The following is a 17,008-nucleotide window of genomic DNA, read 5'->3' as shown; positions in this document are numbered from 1 at the left end:
GCCCGTGCCGCCGTCGGCTCGCCTCCCGCGCCCACCCGCGTGGTGCCACTCTGAAGCCATGCAGCCACCATCCACCGGTCGGATCCTGGTCGTCGACGACGACCCCACCGTCGCCGAAGTCGTCACCGGCTATCTGCACCGCGCCGGGTACGCCGTCGACCGTGCGGAGACGGGGCCCGGCGCCCTGGAGCGTGCAGGGGCGCACTGGCCGGACCTCGTGGTGCTCGATCTGATGCTCCCCGAGATGGACGGCCTGGAGGTGTGCCGCCGGCTGCGCGGGAAAGGGCCCGTGCCCGTCATCATGCTGACCGCGCTCGGCGACGAGGGCGACCGCGTGCTGGGCCTGGAGGTGGGCGCCGACGACTACGTCACCAAGCCGTTCAGCCCGCGCGAACTGGTGCTGCGCGTCGAGTCCGTACTGCGCCGCAGCCGCCGGGCTCAGGACGTACCGCCGCCGGAGGCGCCGTTGCGCGCCGCCGGGCTGACCGTCGACCCGCGGGCCCGGCTCGCCACCAGGAACGGCGCCGAGCTCTCCCTCACTGTGCGGGAGTTCGACCTGCTGGCCCATCTGCTGCGGCACCCGGCGAGAGCGTTCTCCCGTGAGGAGCTGATGCGTGAAGTCTGGGGCTGGGACTTCGGCGACCTCTCGACGGTGACCGTCCATGTCCGCCGGCTGCGCGCGAAGGTCGAGGACGATCCCGCGCGCCCCCGGCTGATCCAGACCGTATGGGGCGTCGGTTACCGGTTCGATCCGGACGCCATCGCGCAGGAGGGCTGAACCACCGTGCAGGACATGCTGCTGATCGCCCTGTTCGCCTTCCTCGGCGCCGCCGTGGCCGGACTGCTGGGCGCCTTGGCGCTGCGGGCGCTGCGGCACCGCTCACTCGCCGTCTCGCTGACGGTCGTCTCGACAGTCGCCGTGACGGCCATGTTCACCGGGACACTCGCCGTCGCCTGGGCCATGTTCCTCTCTCGGCACGACCTGTTCGTCGTCACCACAGTCGTCGCCATGGCGGCCGTCGTCTCACTGGCCACCGCGCTGCTGCTGGGCCGCTGGGTGGCGGCCCGCAGCAACGCCCTCACCCAGGCAGCGCGGTCCTTCGGGGACGGCGGCAGCTTCCCGGCACCCGGCGCGGCCGAGGCGGGCGATCCGGCCGAGTTCGCCGCGCTCACCCGTGAACTCGCCGCCACCAGCGAGAAGCTGGCCGCCTCCCGGGACCGCGAGCGGGCACTGGAGAGCTCACGGCGCGAACTGATCGCCTGGATCTCGCACGATCTGCGCACCCCGCTGGCCGGACTGCGCGCCATGTCCGAGGCGCTGGAGGACGGCATGGTGGAGGACACCGGGCGCACTCTGCGGCAGATCCGTACCGAGGTCGAACGGCTCAACTCCATGGTCGGCGACCTGTTCGAGCTCTCCCGCATCCACGCGGGCACACTGGCCCTGACCACGCACCAGGTGTCCCTGTCCGAACTCGTCGAGGAGGCACTGGCGGGCGCCGACCCGCTCGCCCGGCAGAACGGCGTCCGCCTGGTCGGCGACGCGGTGGCCGCCGTTCCCGTCGAGGTGGACCCCCGCGAGATGACCAGAGTGCTCGGCAATCTCCTCGTCAACGCCATCCGGCGCACCCCGGCGGACGGCACCGTCGCCGTGCACGCGCGCAGCGCGGAGGAGGGCGAGAAGGTCGTACTGTCCGTCACGGACGGCTGCGGCGGCATCCCCGAGGAGGACCTGCCTCGCGTCTTCGACACCGGCTGGCGCGGCACACACGCCCGTACGCCCCCGGGCGCGGGCCTCGGGCTGGCCATCGTCCGCGGCATCGTCGAGGCCCACCAGGGCACGGCTGCGGTCCGCAATGTGACCGGCGGCTGCTGCTTCGAACTGACGCTGCCGAGGGCGGTGCCGGGCCGGAGAGCCGGCGCGGAGGCGGGCTGAGCGGTGCGGCTCCACTCCCCTCACCGCAATGCCGTTGCTACGACTACTGCAACGCCCTCGCTACGCCTGTTGCAACGGCGCCCTCATGCCGGACGCCCTCATATCGGCCGCCGCGAACTCCTTCATGCCCGCCGCGAAGCCGATGTGCGCCCGCCACCCCAGTTCGCGTGCGGCCCGCTGGGAGGACGCCGTGATGTGCCGTACGTCGCCCAGCCGGTACTCGCCCGTCACGACCGGGTCGGGGCCGCCGTGGAACTCGGCCAGTGCGACGGCCATCTCGCCGACGGTGTGCGGGTCGCCGCTGCCGGTGTTGTAGGCCGTGAAGGAGCCGGGCCGGTGCGCCGCCGCTCCGGTGTGCACGGCCTCCAGGGCGATGAGGTTGGCTGCCGCGATGTCCCGTACATGGACGAAGTCCCGTCGCTGTGCGCCGTCCTCGTAGACGGTGGGTGCCGCGCCGCGGGCGAGGGCGGAGCGGAAGAACGAGGCGACGCCCGCGTACGGGGTGTCGCTGGGCATTCCGGGGCCGTAGACGTTGTGGTAGCGCAGCGATACGGCACGTCCTTCGACGGCCCGCGCCCACGCCGCGGCCAGATGCTCCTGGGCGAGCTTGGTGGTGGCGTAGGTGTTGCGGGGGTCGAGCGGCGCGTCCTCGTCGACCAGGCCGGGGCGGAGCGGGGCGCCGCAGTCGGGGCAGGGCGGCTCGAACTGTCCGGCGCGCAGGTCCGGCACGGCGCGCGGCCCCGGGCGGACGACACCGTGCCGCGGGCACTCGTAGCGCCCTTCGCCGTAGACGACCATCGACCCGGCGAGCACCAGTGCACGCACTCCGGTGCGTTCCATCGCGGTCAGCAGCACTGCTGTGCCGAGGTCGTTGCAGCTGACGTACTCGGGTGCGTCGGAGAAGTTCTTGCCCAGGCCGACCATCGCCGCCTGGTGGCACACCGCGTCCACACCGCGCAGCGCGTCGGCGACGGCGTCCTGGTCGCGTACGTCACCGTGCAGCTGCCGCACCCCCGACGCAGCGGCCGGAGGTGCGGCATCCGCACCGTGTGCCGAGGGCAGCAGGGCGTCCAGGACGACCGCCTCGTGGCCCGCTGCGGTCAGGGCCTCCACGACATGGGAACCGATGAACCCGGCACCGCCGGTGACAAGAACGCGCATACGGCCACGCTAGGCGCGCTGTCGCGCCGCGTACCGGCACGCGGCGCCCGTGTCACCGCTCCGTAAGAACCACGGATTCGGCACCGGGTGCGCTTCCCGCCACCGGCTGCTGTGCCACTGTGCGCCGCCCGCGCAGTCCGAACGCCGCAACGGTTGCGGCCAGCAGCGCCGCGGCCAGGGGCACCAGGAGTCCCGCCCGGTAGCCGTCCAGCAGTGCTGCGGGGGTGTCCGCATGGGTGGCCGCCATGTTGGCGGCCGCCGCACCGGAGAGGCCGAGCGCGGCACCGAACTGGACGGAGGCGAACAGCAGCGCGCCTGCCACACCCTGCTCCTCCTCGGCGACGCCGTCGGTCGCCAGGATGGTCAGCGGCCCGTACGCCAGCGCGAAGGCGACCCCGACCAGGGTCAGGCTCGGCAGCATCGCCAGATACGACCACTCAGCCCCGACGGGCAGGAACAGGGCGTAGGCCAGCGCGGCGGCCAGCACTCCGGCGAGGACCACCCGCGAACTCCCGAAGCGGTTGACCAGCCGCGGCACGACCGTCGGAGAGAGCACCGCGTCCACACCGGCCACCAGCATCGCCAGGCTCGTCTCCAGCGTCGACCAGCCGCGCAGCTCCTGGAGGTACAGGACGACGAGGAACTGGAAGCCGAAGAAGGCACCGGCGAACAGCAGCGCCGCCGCGTTGGCGCGTACGAGGGGTCCCGAACGCAACATGCCCAGCCGGATCAACGGTGCAGCAGTGCGACGTTCGATCAGTACGAAGACACCGAGGAGGACCGCCCCGGCAGCCAGTACGGTCAGCGTCCGTGGCCAACTGCTGTGCGTGGCCCGCTCGATGCCGAGGACCAGCAGAACGAGAGCTGCCGTGATCGTCACTCCGCCCGCCAGGTCGAAGCTGCGGCACGGTTCCGCGTCCGTGCCGGGTTCGGCCCGGAGCTCGGCTCGGGGTTCGCGCGGCACCAGCACCAGCGCGGCGGCCAGGATCAGCGCGGAGAGCGCGACAGGGGCGAAGAACACCCAGCGCCAGCCGAGCACGGTCAGCAGACCGCCGAAGACCAGCCCGGTGGAGAACCCCGCCGCACCGGTGCCGGAGTAGATGAGCAGCGCCTTGTTCCGCTGTCTGCCCTCGCTGAAGCTCGTGGTGATCAGCGACAGCCCGGCAGGGGTCATGAACGCCGCCGCGACGCCGGTGACGAAGCGGGCCGCGATCAGCGTCCAGCCCTCGCTCGCCAGCCCGGCGAGCCCGGAGAAGGCGAGGAAGACGGCGAGCGACAGCACGAACATCCGGCGCCGCCCGTACAGGTCGGCCGCGCGGCCGCCCAGCAGCATGAAGCCGCCGTAGCCGAGCACGTAGGAGCTCATGACCCATTGCAACTCGCCGACCGGCATGCCGAGATCGGCGCGGATGGCGGGCAGTGCCACGTTGAGCATGCCGATGTCGATGCCTTCGAGGAAGACGGCACCGCAGAGGACCAGCAATACGCCCCTTTCGCGGGCGGACATTCGGAGATGCGGGTAATTCCGGGGGTTGAGGTGAGTTGCCACGCTCTCACCCTCCGCCGGGCGGGCGCGGGGAACAACGGCGAACAAGGCAACGTTGCGTTCAGCCAGACTGAACGATGCAGGGGGTGCGGCGGCGGTATGGAACGCGACGAGGTGACGTGCCTGCTGATACTGGCCGAGGAGTTGCACTTCGGGCGCACCGCGGCGCGCATGCATCTCTCCCGCGCCCGCGTCAGCCAGCTCGTACAGCGGCTCGAAAGACGGGTCGGCGCGCCGCTGTTCCACCGTACGAGCCGCACGGTGACGCTCACCGAGCTGGGGCGGCAGCTCCGCGACGACCTCGCGCCGCACCAGCGCGCCATGGACGAGGCGCTGACCCGCGCGGCGGCCACCGCAGCGCGGCGCGCGGGGGAGCCGCGGGGCGTGCTGCATGTGGGCTTCTCCGGACCGCTGGCCGGCGAGGTCGTGATGCGCGCGGCGAAAGCACTGGCCGAGCGGTGGCCGGGGCTCGTGGTCGAGCCATGCGAGATTCCGCTGGCCGACCCGTTCGGAAAGCTCCGCGCCGGCGCCTACGACGTACAGCTCGCGGAACTCCCCGCCGGGGAGGCCGATCTGGTGGAGGGGCCCGAACTGTTCAGCGAACCACGGGTGCTGGCGGTGCGGAACGGGCATCCGCTGGCGCTGCGCGGGGTCGCTTCCCCGGAGGATCTGGCCGACCTGGGGGAGACGCCCCTGCTGACCATGCGGGAGGGGCTGCCGGTGCTGTGCCGTGAGCAGTTGGCCCCCGCGCGGACGCCCGCGGGGCGCTCCATCCCGCCGGGGCTGCCGGTCACCAGCGTGCAGGAAGCCCTCGTTCTGGTGGCGGCGGGCAAGGGCGCCCTGCTGTCGGGCGCGCACGCGGAGACGTACTTCCCCCACCCCGGGGTCAGCTACGTCCCCCTCCCCGAGGCGGCGTCACTGGCGTACGGACTGGTGCGCCGCCGAGGCCCCCTGACGCCGCAGGTCCAGGCGTTCACGGAAGCGATAGCGGGGAGCGCCCCGCGGACGGCTCAGCCCGACGGGCGGCCGTAGGGGGAGCTGGGACTCCAGGAAGTCTCACCGCTCGCGGCGGAAGGCGCCCGCGCGGGCCGCTTCGTACGCCGCGCGCGCCGCGCGCTCGGCGGCGGGCCGGTCGAGCGGGGTGCCGGTGGTCAGCAGCTGGTAGTAGAGCGGCGCGGAGACGGCGCGGATGACCTGTTCGGGGTCGGTGTCCGCCGGTACCTCGCCCCGGTCCGCGGCCTGCTGGACGCAGGGTGCCCACTCCGCGACCCGGGCCGCGTAGAACCGGTGCAGTGCCTCGGCGGCGAGCGGGTCGCACGTCGCGGCGGCGATGACGGCCTTGAACAGCGCGCCCTGCCGGGGATCCGTCAGCGTGCGCCGTACGAGCGTGGCGTTGGCCTCCAGGTCGTCCAGCAGGGAGCCCGTCTCGGTGCGTGGCTCCGACTGCTCGGCCATGTCGTCGAGCAGGTCGGCCAGCAGTGCGGTTACCGTTCCCCAGCGTCGGTAGACGGTCGTCTTGCCGACCCCGGCGCGACGGGCGACCTCCGCGAGGTCGAGGTGCGCGAATCCATGCTCGGCGAGTGCGTCGCCGGCGGCGCGCAGCACTGCTTCGCGCACCCGCGCCGTGCGCCCCCCGGGGCGCACCGTGCCGGGTACGGCGACGGTGTCCGGCGCGGTCGTATTCCGCCGGGTTCCCGGCTCGGGTCTCACAACGGGTCTCCAGTTCCCTTAACGGCTCGCACCTGTTACGGTACTGGCTCAGCTAACGGGACGCTGGTTCCGTTAAGCACTCATCGAGGCGTGCAGAAGCGCATGCCGAGGCGCCTGTAAAGAGGGACGCCGGTAAAGAGGAAAGCGAGAACGAGCCATGGAATACCGACAGTTGGGTGCCTCCGGGCTACGGGTCCCGGCGCTGAGCCTGGGGACCGGCACCTTCGGCGGCCGGGGACCGCTCTTCGGGGACTGGGGCGACACCGACGCCCGCGCCGCGCGCCGATTGGTGGACATCGCGCTCGACGCCGGAATCACGATGTTCGACACCGCCGACGTCTACTCGGCCGGAGCCTCCGAGGAAGTGCTGGGCCAGGCCGTCAAGGGCCGCCGCGACCAGGTGCTCATCTCCACCAAGGCGGGCCTGCCCATGGGCGAGGGGCCGGGCGACCACGGCACCTCACGGGCCCGCCTCGTCAAGGCGACCGAGGACGCGCTGCGCCGCCTCGGCACCGACCGCATCGACCTCTTCCAACTCCACGCGTACGACGCCGCGACCCCGCAGGAAGAGGTCCTCGCCACCCTCGACCAGCTCGTACGCGAAGGGAAGATCCGCTACACGGGGGTGTCGAACCACTCGGGCTGGCAGCTGATGAAGTCCCTGGCCACGGCGGACAAGTACGGCTATCCCCGGCATGTGGCCCACCAGGTCTACTACTCGCTCATCGGCCGCGACTACGAGTGGGAGCTGATGCCCCTGGGGCTCGACCAAGGGGTCGGCGCGGTCGTGTGGAGCCCACTGGGCTGGGGACGGCTGACCGGGAAGATACGGCGCGGGCAGCCGCTGCCCGAGCAGAGCCGCCTGCACCGCACCGCCGCGTTCGGTCCGCCCGTCGACGACGAACTCCTCCACCGCGTGGTCGACGCGCTGGACGCCGTGGCCGAGGAGACCGGTCGGACGGTTCCGCAGGTCGCGCTCAACTGGCTGCTGCGCCGCCCGACCGTCTCCTCCGTCATCGTCGGCGCCCGCGACGAGGAGCAACTGCGCCAGAACATCGGCGCGGTCGGCTGGAGCCTCACCCCGGAGCAGGCCGCCAGGCTGGACGAGGCGAGCGCCAAGGACGCGGCGTACCCCTACTTCCCGTACCAGCGCCAGGAGGGCTTCGCCCGGCTCAGCCCACCACCCGTCACCCTCAACCAGCCCGCCGCCGGGGACTAAGCCGTGTCCGGCGGATCTTGACTGGCCCTCTCCGTTGTTCGATGAGGGGATGCCCCTGCCCGACGCCGGCGGGCTACGGGTGCGTTGTGGCTGGTCGCGCAGTTCCCCGCGCCCCTTCGGGGCGCGTCCCCCTGCTGCGCTTGGGCAGGCTGCTCCCCCAGACTCCGTCCGGGAGGTACCCCCAAGGCGCAGGGTGGGCAAGCGCAGCCCTCCATTGCCGGGTACGCAAGATCCGCCGGACACGACCTAGTCCGCTGTCCGGGACGCCAGGAACTCGGCGAAGGTGACCTTTCCGGTGGCGTGGTCCGGGGCGAGGTTGCCGCCGCGGCGGAAGGCGCGGGCCGTGCGGCCGGGGAGGGGGAGGCCGACGACGCGGCGGGAGAGTCCGGTCGACCGGAGGGTCTCCTCGATGAGCTCGCGCGCGGTGTGCACCCGCGGCCCTCCCATGTCCGGCACCCGGCCCGCTGCCTCGCCGCGTACCAGTTCGGCGAGGCGGTGGGCGACCTCGGTGACCTCCACCGGCTGGAAGCGGAAACCGGACGGCGTGAGGGCGAACGGCAGCCGTCGCTGCGCGGTGGCCATCGCGGCCACCAGATTGTGGAATTGTGTGGCCCGCAGGATCGTGTACGGAAGCCCCGACGTCTCCAGCAGCCGTTCGGCCGCGAACTTGCCCTTGTAGTACGGGAACGGCACCCGGTCGACGCCCACGATGGAGATGTAGACGAGGTGCCCGACGCCCGCCTCCCGCGCCGCCTCGACCACCCGGGAGAGCACCATCGCCTCCCGCCACGGGTCGGTGGCACAGTGCACGATGGCCCGTACGCCGGAGACGGCGGCGGCCAGCCCGACGCCTTTGGTGAGATCGCAGACCGCCCACTCGCAGGGCCGGTCGTCGTCCGGTCGGCGGGGCCGTCTGCTCATGACGCGTACGGGGACGCCGTCCGCCAGCAGCTCGGCCACGAGGGGGCGGCCGAGGGTCCCGGTGCCGCCGGTCACCAGCACGGGCCCGTCGCCCGGGGCGGGGCCGGCGGGAGCGGTGGAGTCGTTCGAGGGGGCCATGGAACTCGTTCCTCCGGATCGGTGTGGCACTGTCACCTGGAGAACCGGATGGCGGCCCCGGACGTGACAGCCCTTACCCGACCGGCCGACATACGGCGAGCTGCCGGGCCGCGTACGCGAGCTTGTCCGGGTTCACCGAGATCCGCAGCTCGGCGATGCGCCCGTCGGCCACCTCCAGCGACACCACTCCCAGCAACTGCCCCTCGGCGAGAGCCAGCAGCGCGGGCCCGCCGTTCACCTCGTACGGCACCAGATCCACACCGGCCGCGAACTTGGTCAGCCCACCGGCCAGATACCGCGCGACCTTCGACGGGCCCAGGATCGGGCGGCGCGCGGTGCCGACCTGGCCGCCACCGTCCGCGTACGAGACCACATCGTCGGCCAGCAGCCGCTCCAGCCGGGCGAGATCGCCCTCACGGGCGGCCGTCACGAAGGTCTCCACCAGCCCGACCCAGCGTTCCCGCTCCCGCTCCGGCTGCTGGTCGCTGCCGCTGCGGCCGTCGACGGCGGCGGTCGGTGCTGCGGCTGCGGTCGGTGCGGCGGACGCGGTGGGTGTGGTCCGTGCGGTCGGCCCGGCGGATGCGGTCCGCGCGGCAAGCGCGCTCCCGTGCACCGCCTGCTTGGCCCGTCGGTAGAGCTGGCGCGAATTCGCCTCCGAGACCTCCAGCACTTCGGCGATCTCACGGTGCGGATAGGCGAACGCCTCACGGAGGACGAACACCGCACGCTCGGGCGGAGTGAGCCGCTCCAGCAGGACCAGCAGCGCGAACGAGACGGAGTCGCGCTGCTCGGCGGTCTCCAGCGGACCCAGCGGCGGGGTTGCCCCGGCCGCCCCGCCGACTCCCGCGCCCGCCCGCCCGTCGGCGCCGCTTGTCGCCGTCAGTACGGGCTCGGGCAGCCACTGGCCCACGTACCGTTCGCGCCGTACGCGCGCCGAGGTCAGCTCGTTGAGGCTGAGATTGGTGACCACTTTCGCCAGCCACGGGCCTGGAGCCAGCATCGCGCTTCGGTCGGCGCGCTCCCAGCGCAGATACGCCTCCTGGACGATGTCCTCCGCCTCGGACGCCGAGCCCAGCATCCGGTAGGCGATCCCGAAGAGCCGCGCCCTGTGCGCCTCGAACTCCGCCACCGCCGTCTCCGCCATGGGATCAGTGCATCACGCGGACATCCGCCCCAGGCGACGGCTGTGGCTCACAGCTCCTGTGAGCTCAGCCACGGCCTGATCTGCCTGCGGGCGTGGTGCAGCCGGGACTTGACGGTGCCCAGCGGGATGCCGAGCCGGTCGACGATCTCGGCGTAGTCCATCTGGCACAGATCCCGGTAGACCAACGGCGCCACCAGGTGCGGGCTCTCCTGCTCCAGCCGCTCCAGCGCCTCCAGGAGGTCCACCCGGGAGCCGGCGATCACGCTCGTCGTACGCGGATCGGGGCGGGTCTCCGGCCCTCCCGTCTGGTTCGGGAGCACCGGCTGCTCGGCGGACCGGCGCTTCAGCTCGCGGTACTTCTGACGTGAACAGTTCGCAACGATCGTGTGCAGCCAGGTACTGAAGCGGCTACGGCCCTGGAAGCGCTCGATGTGCCGGGCCACTTGGAGCAGTACGTCCTGCGCGGCCTCCTCGGCGTCCTCGCGGAAGAGGAGGAACCGGCCACAGTGTCGTACTACGTCCGGTCGGATGGCGCGCAACAGTGCGTCGAGAGCCGCACTGTCGCCGCCCGCCGCCCGCGCGGCGAGTGCTTCGGTGTCGGAGGCCGACGGCGATTCGCCGGAGCCCGCCGACTCAGGCCGTCCGGATGGCTGGTTCACGGCGTGGGGGGAGGACGGTGGGCACATCCAGGCATCATAAGGGGCATGCCTTCACCTGATCTGATCGGCCGCTACCGGGTCGAACGTCGTCTCGGTTCCGGCGCGTTCGCAGTTGTGTGGCTCGCACACGACGACCGATTGGAAGCGCCTGTCGCAGTCAAGGTGATGGCCGACAACTGGGCACACCGGATGGACATCCGGGAGCGCTTCCTGGCCGAGGCGCGGCTGCTGCGCAGGGCGTCGTCGGGCGGTGTCGTGCAGGTCTTCGACGTGGGTGAACTGGACGACGAACGGCCGTACTTCGTCATGGAGCACGCGGACCGGGGCACGGTCGCCGACCGGATGACGGCCGGACCGCTGCCGGTGCCCGAGGCGCTGCGGCTCACCTCGGAGGCGGCGCACGGCGTGGAGGCACTGCACGAGTCCGGGGTGGTGCACCGCGATATCAAGCCGTCCAACGTGCTGTTGACCAGCGGCGGAGCGCAGGGCCGCGAGCGCGTGCTGGTCGCCGATCTGGGCCTGGCCAAGAACCTCGCGCAGGCCTCGGGACTCACGGTGGTCGCCGGGTCGGTCGGCTACATGGCCCCCGAACAGGCCGAACCCTTTGAGGGCATCGACGCGCGTGCGGACATCTACAGCTTGGGCGCGGTGCTCTACCACCTGGTGACCGGCGCGGTTCCGGGCACGCCGGAACGGGTGATGCCGCTGGACGAGCTTCGTCCGGGGCTGCCGCCCGAGATGGCGCGGGCCGTCGCACGTGCGATGGAGCCCGACCGCGAGCGCCGCTGGCCGACCGCCGCCGCGTTCGCGGACGAACTCGACCGGATCGCGACGGAACTCGACCGGAACCCGCCACCTGAGGGCGGACCGGACGAGTTCGCGGCGGAGCCGGGCCGGGGCGGCGACGGGCGCGGCAGCTTCGCGTCGTCGGCGTCGCAGGTGTCCTTTTTGGCCGTACGACCGGTTTCCCAGGTGCCCGGTCAGCCGTCGACGGTCGCGACGGATCCGCCGTCGCGGGGGGCGCGGAAGCCGGTGGGTGGGGGATCTGAGGGTGGGAGTTCCGCTTCTGAGCCGGCTGCGTCGGCTGGGTCAGCTGCGTCCGAGTCGTCCCTCGCCCAGGAATCCGCGCCCGAGAAGTCCCGTCTCGGGGCAGCTGGTTCGAAGTCATTCGCGTCCGAGTCGTCCGCCGCTGAGCCAGCTGCGTCCGAGAGCGCCGTCTCCGGGGCGTCCGACCCGCAGACGCCGGGCCCGCAGGCGTCCGTTGCCGGACCACGCGGTGCGCCCGGTGCGACCGCTCGGGCGACGCCTCGTCGCGGTCGGCGGCGTGCCGTCGCCATCGGGTCGGCCGCCGTCGTGCTGGCCGGCGCCGGTGTGGCCAGTTCGCTGCTGATGCCGAAAGACCCCGGGAAGGCGCCCTCATCGGTGCGGGTGCATGACGCGAGCGGGCAGATCAGCGTGCGGATTCCGGGAGTGTGGGCGGACGAGATGAAGGACTCCGGCTGGCGCCCCTCCTCGCTGGGGCTGTCGGCGAAGCGCGCCCCCGGGCTGCTCGTGACGGAGGACGTGGGCAGCTGGCACGACCTCACCTCGGGAACGAACGGGGTCTTCGTGGGGCTCGGTTCCTCGGCCGACGAGGCCGAAGGCGCCGACGGCGCCGACAAGGGCACCCCGAGCTCCCAGGGGGCCGCCGACTCCCAGTCGGCGCTGCCCGACAAGGTGGCCGAACTCGAGCACAAGGGCTGTCAGTACACAGGGAGCCGTAATTTCAAGGGCGGGGGCTGGCAGGGGCAGGTCCGTACCTGGTCGGCCTGCGGCGCTCCCCGGTTCTCGCTCGAAGAGATCGGCCTGTCCCCTCAGCAGAAGGGCAAGCCTCCGGTGTATGTGCAGATCCGCTGCAACGAGGACTGTTCGGCCAGGACGGACCGGGTGCTGAGCAGCTTGCGCGTCAACGAGTCGGCGTCGTAGCACCGGTCCACGGGCGCCGGGCGCCGGGGTCCGGCCCCGGGCGCCGACGTACGGACGTCCGGGTACGGCGCCGAGATACGGGCTCGGCTCGGCGTACAACCCCGGCGCGCAGGGCCCCTCGTCCGCCGTACGCCGCCGTGCTGCCCCCGCCCGGGCTGCCTCTCACCCACCCTTCCCGCCCCTCCCGTCCCCTCCGAACCCACCCGTCACGGCGCGGTCCCGCCCACCTCGCCGTACCGCGAAAAAACTCCCGACTGCCGTGAACCTTGCCGAAAAGTCGGCCATCGAAGGCTGTGTACGGCCCACAAGCCCGAGGGCAGGCTGGAGACGAGGACGAGCCAGCGCGTGCTGCCGCGGGAGGCCGGACGACCGCAGCCAGGACGACCAGGGGACGGCAACCATGACGAAGCGACAGGACCCGACGAACACCCCCCTCTCACAACCCCTGTACGACACCGAGGCGTTGGCGGCCCGCCGACCTGCCGCAGCCCCGTACCGCTCCCATCGCCGTGCGGCCCGTATCGCGGCCGCCTCGACGGCGGTGCTGGCGGCGGGCGCGCTGCTGATCGGCTGCAACAAGGATGCGGAGGGGCCGCAGAAGGTCGACGGCCAAGCCGCGCCCGCCGAGGGCGAGTCCGACGGCGGCTCCGACAAGGGCGGCAGCGGCAGTGGCGACAACGGAACCGGCGGGAGCAGCTCGCAGGACGGCAACTCGGGCGGCTCGGGCTCTTCGGGTTCGGGCGGCGGGGATTCCTCCGGGGGCTCCTCGGGCGACGAGAGCGGCTCGGGCGACGAGAGCAGCTCGGGCGGCAGCGGAGGGCCGGGCTCCGGCTCCCGGTGTCACACCTCCGATCTGAAGGCGTCGTTCGGCCCCAACCACCCGGGTGCCGGGCAGGAGAACTTCGCCCTGGTCCTGACCAACCGGTCGGGCAGCAGCTGCACCGTGCGCGGCTACCCCGGGCTCGCCTTCGTCAACAGCAGCGGCGAGCAGGTGTCCTTCGACCCGAACCGTACGGGTGGCGAGATCCGGACCGTCACGCTTGCGCCCGGCAAGAGCGCGTGGGCGCCGCTCTCGTACACCAACCCGGAGGTGACGAACGTCACCACGGTCACGCCGAGCGCCGTGCGGGTCACCCCGCCCGACGAGCGGACCTCTCTCCGTACGCCCTGGTCCGGCGGGCCGGTCACCAACACCGGCAAGGCCTCCGTCCCCAAGATCGGCCCGCTGGCCCCCGGTACCGGCGGCTGAGCTGAGGCACCGTCAGCCTTTGGCGGCACCACCCGCCTGCCTGCGGCCGCACCAATTACAGGGAACGGCTTGGAATCAAGGCCCCTGTTCTATTACCGTCCGATAACGCAGCACGGTCGTCACTGTCGTCACGGAAGACGGCACCGTGCGCCGTCGCCGAATCCCGCATACGGGGCACCAGCAGCGCCCAACTGGCTGGACCGCACCGTGGGAACCGGGGAACCACCCCTTCTCGTCAGCCGGACGAGGAGGATGGGGTGAATCGGACGCCCTTGCGAGAGGACGCCCGTAGGAGACCTTCCTGCTCCGAACCCGTCAGCTAACCCGGTAGGCGAGAAGGAAGGAAAGGAGAGCGCCCCCGTGGCGTCCAGATCCCAGGGCTTTGCCGGTCCCGCGCCCGAGACCGTCGGGTACGACCCGCATGTCGACCAGGCCGGCTCCTCCGCCCCCTACGGCTTCGCTCCCTCCAACGCCGTTCCCCACGGCTCCGAACCGGGTTCTTACGGCTCCGCGCCGACTCCTTACGGCTCCGAACCGGCTCCTTACGGCTCCGCGCCGGGACGGCTCACAGCCCCCATCCGGTCCGCCGCACCCCACGTCACCGCCGCCCCCCAAGCCTCCTCGGCGCCTCACATCCGTTCCGCATCGCACGTCACTTCCGAACTGCCCGTCGTCTCCGAACAGCCGCAAGGCGCCGAACCGTGGGACGAGTGGAACCCCACCGAGGAGTCGACCCGCCCGCTGCGCGGCAAGCACCGGATCGCCAAGCAGCGGGCCGGCGGTGTGGCGCGCGGCGGTGCCGTACTCGGCGTCGGCATGATCGCGGCGGTCGGCGCCGGCGGCATGGCGACCGCCCAGGACAAGGACCCCGGCGCGATATCCGTGCCGGACCTGGACACCGCGGCCGACACGGTCCGGAGCATCCCCGACCAGCTGCCCGATGCCGAGGACCTCCCCGGCATCGGCTCCCTCATCTCCGACGACGCGGACGACCCGGGTTCCCCGGACGGCGCTGACGGCTCCGGCGATACGGAGAACGCGGCCACAGGCGGGACCAACGCCGGCGAGGCACTGCGGGCCCGCATCCTCGCGCAGGCCGAACAGCACCGCTCGACGCAGGACACGGAAGCCCGCGAGGAGGCCGCCCGGCAGGCGGCGAACGCGGCGGCGGAGGAAGCCGCGAAGCGGGCCGCCGCCGAGGAGAAGCAGGCCAAGGCCGAACGCGCGCGCGAGGCCGCCGAGGCCAAGCGCAAGGCGGAGGCCGAGCAGAAGCGCAAGGCCGAGGCCGAACGCCGCGCCAAGCTCGCCCGCAGCTACACCGCCCCGCTGGCCTCCTTCCAGCTCACCGCCGGCTTCGGCCAGGCAGGCGGCATGTGGCAGAACGACCACACCGGCCAGGACTTCGCCGCCCCCAACGGCACCCCCGTCAAGGCCGTCCACAGCGGCACCATCAAGGAAGCGGGCTGGGCCGGTTCGTACGGCTATCGCGTCGTGCTGAAGCTGGAGGACGGCACCGAACTCTGGTTCTGCCACCTCTCGTCCATGACCAAATCGGCGGGCGACAAGGTCGGCACGGGCGATGTCATCGGCCGCGTCGGCTCGACCGGCAACTCCTCGGGACCGCACCTGCACGTCGAGGTCCGCCCCGACGGCGGCGACCCGGTGGACCCGCTGCCCTGGCTCCGCGCCAAGGGCGTCGACATCTGAGCCCTGAGGGCCGACGTCTGAGCCCTGAGGGCTGATGGGGGCGGTGTCCGGTGTGCGGTGACATGCCACCGCCCGCCCCCGCGTTACGGTCGCGGCATGCAGATGAATGCCGACAAGAAGATCGGTCAGCTGTCCGTCTCGCCGCTCGTGCTCGGCGGCAACGTCTTCGGCTGGACGGCCGACACCCCCACGTCCTTCGCCGTACTCGACGCCTACACCGACGCCGGCGGCAACGCCATCGACACGGCCGACGCGTATTCGGCCTGGGTGGAGGGCAACAAGGGCGGCGAGTCCGAGACCGTCATCGGCGAATGGCTCGCCGCACGCGGCTCGTCCGTACGGGACAACGTCGTCATCGCCACCAAGGTCGCCCGCCACCCCGACCACATGGGCCTCGCCCCGGCCACCATCAAGGCCGCCTGCGAGGACTCGCTGCGCCGCCTGCGGACGGACCGCATCGACCTGTACTACACGCACTTCGACGACGAGTCGGTCGAGGTCTCCGACATCATCGGCGCACTCGACGACCTCGTCAGGGAGGGCAAGGTCCGTGAGATCGCCGCGTCGAACATCTCGCCGTCCCGCCTCGCCGAGTCGCTCGCCTTCAGCGACCGGGAGGGCGCCGCCCGGTACGTGGCGCTCCAGCCGCACTACAACCTCGTCTCGCGCGACACGTACGAGGGCGAGCTGGCGGAGCTCGCCGGGCGCGAATCCCTCGCCGTACTGCCGTACTACGCGCTGGCGTCGGGCTTTCTGACCGGCAAGTACCGTCCGGGCGAGACCGCGCCCGAGGGGGCGCGCACCGATAAGGCGGCCCGGTACCTCGCCACCGAGCGCGGCCAGCGCGTCCTCGCCGCGCTCACCACCGTGGCCAACGCCCACCAGGTCTCCGAGGCCACTGTCGCCCTCGCCTGGCTCGCCGCCCAGCCGACCGTCACAGCGCCCATCGCCAGTGCCCGCACCGTCGAGCAACTCCCCGCGCTGCTGGCGCTCGCCGATCTCCGCCTCACCAACGACGAACTCCGCCTGCTGACCGACGCCTCGGCATAGCCCTGGCCGGGCGGCTCAGCGTCGCCGCGTCACTGCGGCTGTCCGTACACGTGCGTGACGCTGAGCCGCACCACCTGCCGCCGCTCCGCCACCATGGCGGCCCGGTACTCGTCCCAGTCCGGATGCTCACCCCGGATCGCCCGGTAGACCTCGACCAACTCCTCGACGGTCTCATCCCGCGGCTCCCGCGCAACAGGCGTCAACTCCGCCACCCCATCCACCACCGTCCACGCCCACCCATCCCCACTGGTCACGTGATAACTGGCCCGCGCATCCCGCCCCAAATTCCGCGCCTTCGCCCGATCCGCGGTGACAGAGATCCGCAGTAGCCGCTTGTCCGGGTCAAAGGTGTGATTGACATTCGAAAGCTGCGGCCTCCCATCCCGCCGCAGCGTGACGAGCACTCCGCGGTTGTACTCCGTCAAGAGCTTGAGCAAAGCGGACTCATCACCGCTGGTCCTGTTCATGGGGTCCTCCTGAAGCTGTCTGACTTCAAAGACACGGGCAAGCCCATACTCCATGACGCCGCTTGAGGACGCGGTCATCTGCGATCCACCCCGCCGCTTCCAGGAAACACGGCACAGGCGATCAACAACGCTCGTC

The 17,008-nt window shown here is 72.0% G+C and carries 15 protein-coding genes and 1 riboswitch; of the genes, 8 read left to right on the top strand and 7 right to left on the bottom strand.

What is annotated here, in order from left to right; genetic code table 11:
- Positions 1–58: 58 nt before the first annotated feature.
- Together ACQEU8_RS35275 and ACQEU8_RS35270 are read left to right on the top strand one after the other, a co-directional pair.
- Positions 59–778, top strand: coding sequence for a response regulator transcription factor (locus tag ACQEU8_RS35275; protein WP_433108450.1), 720 nt, complete (start codon positions 59–61; stop codon positions 776–778).
- A gap of 6 nt (positions 779–784) precedes the next feature.
- Complete coding sequence (locus ACQEU8_RS35270; protein WP_433108448.1) at positions 785–1,936, top strand: sensor histidine kinase; 1,152 nt, start codon at positions 785–787, stop codon at positions 1,934–1,936.
- Between the two features lie 60 nt (positions 1,937–1,996).
- On the opposite strand, the gene ACQEU8_RS35265 is transcribed toward ACQEU8_RS35270, so the two are convergent.
- Together ACQEU8_RS35265 and ACQEU8_RS35260 are read right to left on the bottom strand one after the other, a co-directional pair.
- Positions 1,997–3,097 carry an NAD-dependent epimerase/dehydratase family protein gene (locus tag ACQEU8_RS35265; protein WP_433108446.1) on the bottom strand — a complete coding sequence of 367 codons (1,101 nt, stop codon included), beginning with the start codon at positions 3,095–3,097 and terminating at the stop codon, positions 1,997–1,999.
- Positions 3,098–3,149: 52 nt separating this feature from the next.
- Positions 3,150–4,604 (bottom strand): MFS transporter, encoded by a 1,455-nt coding sequence (locus tag ACQEU8_RS35260; protein WP_433108444.1) that lies wholly within the window; start codon positions 4,602–4,604, stop codon positions 3,150–3,152.
- A gap of 138 nt (positions 4,605–4,742) precedes the next feature.
- Here ACQEU8_RS35260 and ACQEU8_RS35255 point away from each other — a divergent pair, with 138 nt between their 5' ends.
- Positions 4,743–5,675, top strand: a complete 933-nt coding sequence (locus tag ACQEU8_RS35255; protein WP_433108442.1) for a LysR family transcriptional regulator — start codon at positions 4,743–4,745, stop codon at positions 5,673–5,675.
- Positions 5,676–5,699: 24 nt separating this feature from the next.
- Here ACQEU8_RS35255 and ACQEU8_RS35250 read toward each other — a convergent pair whose 3' ends face one another.
- Positions 5,700–6,353, bottom strand: a complete 654-nt coding sequence (locus tag ACQEU8_RS35250; RefSeq protein ID WP_433108440.1) for a TetR/AcrR family transcriptional regulator — start codon at positions 6,351–6,353, stop codon at positions 5,700–5,702.
- 157 nt (positions 6,354–6,510) lie between these two features.
- Between ACQEU8_RS35250 and ACQEU8_RS35245 the strand changes: the two genes are divergently transcribed.
- The gene (locus tag ACQEU8_RS35245) at positions 6,511–7,572 is read left to right on the top strand and encodes an aldo/keto reductase (RefSeq protein ID WP_433108438.1); all 1,062 of its coding nucleotides are present in this window, start codon (positions 6,511–6,513) and stop codon (positions 7,570–7,572) included.
- 246 nt (positions 7,573–7,818) lie between these two features.
- Here ACQEU8_RS35245 and ACQEU8_RS35240 read toward each other — a convergent pair whose 3' ends face one another.
- The 3 genes from ACQEU8_RS35240 to ACQEU8_RS35230 form a co-directional block, all read right to left on the bottom strand.
- Positions 7,819–8,631, bottom strand: coding sequence for an SDR family oxidoreductase (locus tag ACQEU8_RS35240; RefSeq protein ID WP_433108436.1), 813 nt, complete (start codon positions 8,629–8,631; stop codon positions 7,819–7,821).
- Between the two features lie 73 nt (positions 8,632–8,704).
- A complete protein-coding gene (locus tag ACQEU8_RS35235) occupies positions 8,705–9,775 on the bottom strand; it encodes a sigma-70 family RNA polymerase sigma factor (RefSeq protein ID WP_433108434.1) in 1,071 nt (356 codons plus the stop codon).
- A gap of 47 nt (positions 9,776–9,822) precedes the next feature.
- Positions 9,823–10,461: an RNA polymerase sigma factor gene (locus ACQEU8_RS35230; RefSeq protein WP_433108432.1), complete on the bottom strand. Its 639-nt coding sequence runs from the start codon at positions 10,459–10,461 to the stop codon at positions 9,823–9,825.
- Positions 10,462–10,479: 18 nt separating this feature from the next.
- Between ACQEU8_RS35230 and ACQEU8_RS35225 the strand changes: the two genes are divergently transcribed.
- From ACQEU8_RS35225 to ACQEU8_RS35210, 4 genes are all read left to right on the top strand, one after another.
- Complete coding sequence (locus ACQEU8_RS35225) at positions 10,480–12,399, top strand: serine/threonine-protein kinase (protein ID WP_433108430.1); 1,920 nt, start codon at positions 10,480–10,482, stop codon at positions 12,397–12,399.
- 400 nt (positions 12,400–12,799) lie between these two features.
- Positions 12,800–13,648 carry a DUF4232 domain-containing protein gene (locus ACQEU8_RS35220; RefSeq protein WP_433108428.1) on the top strand — a complete coding sequence of 283 codons (849 nt, stop codon included), beginning with the start codon at positions 12,800–12,802 and terminating at the stop codon, positions 13,646–13,648.
- 174 nt (positions 13,649–13,822) lie between these two features.
- Positions 13,823–13,996: riboswitch (cyclic di-AMP (ydaO/yuaA leader) on the top strand.
- Positions 13,997–14,311: 315 nt separating this feature from the next.
- Positions 14,312–15,355, top strand: coding sequence for a M23 family metallopeptidase (locus ACQEU8_RS35215; RefSeq protein WP_433108959.1), 1,044 nt, complete (start codon positions 14,312–14,314; stop codon positions 15,353–15,355).
- 102 nt (positions 15,356–15,457) lie between these two features.
- Positions 15,458–16,405, top strand: a complete 948-nt coding sequence (locus ACQEU8_RS35210; protein WP_433108957.1) for an aldo/keto reductase — start codon at positions 15,458–15,460, stop codon at positions 16,403–16,405.
- Between the two features lie 29 nt (positions 16,406–16,434).
- Here the strand turns inward: ACQEU8_RS35210 and ACQEU8_RS35205 are convergent, their stop codons facing one another.
- The gene (locus tag ACQEU8_RS35205; RefSeq protein ID WP_433108426.1) at positions 16,435–16,872 is read right to left on the bottom strand and encodes a PPOX class F420-dependent oxidoreductase; all 438 of its coding nucleotides are present in this window, start codon (positions 16,870–16,872) and stop codon (positions 16,435–16,437) included.
- Between the last annotated feature and the right edge of the window lie 136 nt (positions 16,873–17,008).

This window comes from Streptomyces sp. CA-250714, assembly GCF_050936705.1.
Lineage (GTDB): Bacteria > Actinomycetota > Actinomycetes > Streptomycetales > Streptomycetaceae > Streptomyces.
Note: the sequence above shows the minus strand (reverse complement) of the source record. Positions and strands in the feature narration are given on the sequence as shown.

Bases quoted from the DNA above. Each gene is read 5' to 3' on its own strand.
- ACQEU8_RS35210 (WP_433108957.1), top strand. From the start codon at position 15,458: ATGAATGCCGACAAGAAGATCGGTCAGCTGTCCGTCTCGCCGCTCGTG.
- ACQEU8_RS35230 (WP_433108432.1), bottom strand. From the start codon at position 10,461: ATGTGCCCACCGTCCTCCCCCCACGCCGTGAACCAGCCATCCGGACGG.
- ACQEU8_RS35275 (WP_433108450.1), top strand. From the start codon at position 59: ATGCAGCCACCATCCACCGGTCGGATCCTGGTCGTCGACGACGACCCC.
- ACQEU8_RS35255 (WP_433108442.1), top strand. From the start codon at position 4,743: ATGGAACGCGACGAGGTGACGTGCCTGCTGATACTGGCCGAGGAGTTG.
- ACQEU8_RS35225 (WP_433108430.1), top strand. From the start codon at position 10,480: ATGCCTTCACCTGATCTGATCGGCCGCTACCGGGTCGAACGTCGTCTC.
- ACQEU8_RS35205 (WP_433108426.1), bottom strand. From the start codon at position 16,872: ATGAACAGGACCAGCGGTGATGAGTCCGCTTTGCTCAAGCTCTTGACG.
- ACQEU8_RS35240 (WP_433108436.1), bottom strand. From the start codon at position 8,631: ATGGCCCCCTCGAACGACTCCACCGCTCCCGCCGGCCCCGCCCCGGGC.
- ACQEU8_RS35220 (WP_433108428.1), top strand. From the start codon at position 12,800: ATGACGAAGCGACAGGACCCGACGAACACCCCCCTCTCACAACCCCTG.
- ACQEU8_RS35265 (WP_433108446.1), bottom strand. From the start codon at position 3,097: ATGCGCGTTCTTGTCACCGGCGGTGCCGGGTTCATCGGTTCCCATGTC.
- ACQEU8_RS35235 (WP_433108434.1), bottom strand. From the start codon at position 9,775: ATGGCGGAGACGGCGGTGGCGGAGTTCGAGGCGCACAGGGCGCGGCTC.
- ACQEU8_RS35245 (WP_433108438.1), top strand. From the start codon at position 6,511: ATGGAATACCGACAGTTGGGTGCCTCCGGGCTACGGGTCCCGGCGCTG.
- ACQEU8_RS35260 (WP_433108444.1), bottom strand. From the start codon at position 4,604: ATGTCCGCCCGCGAAAGGGGCGTATTGCTGGTCCTCTGCGGTGCCGTC.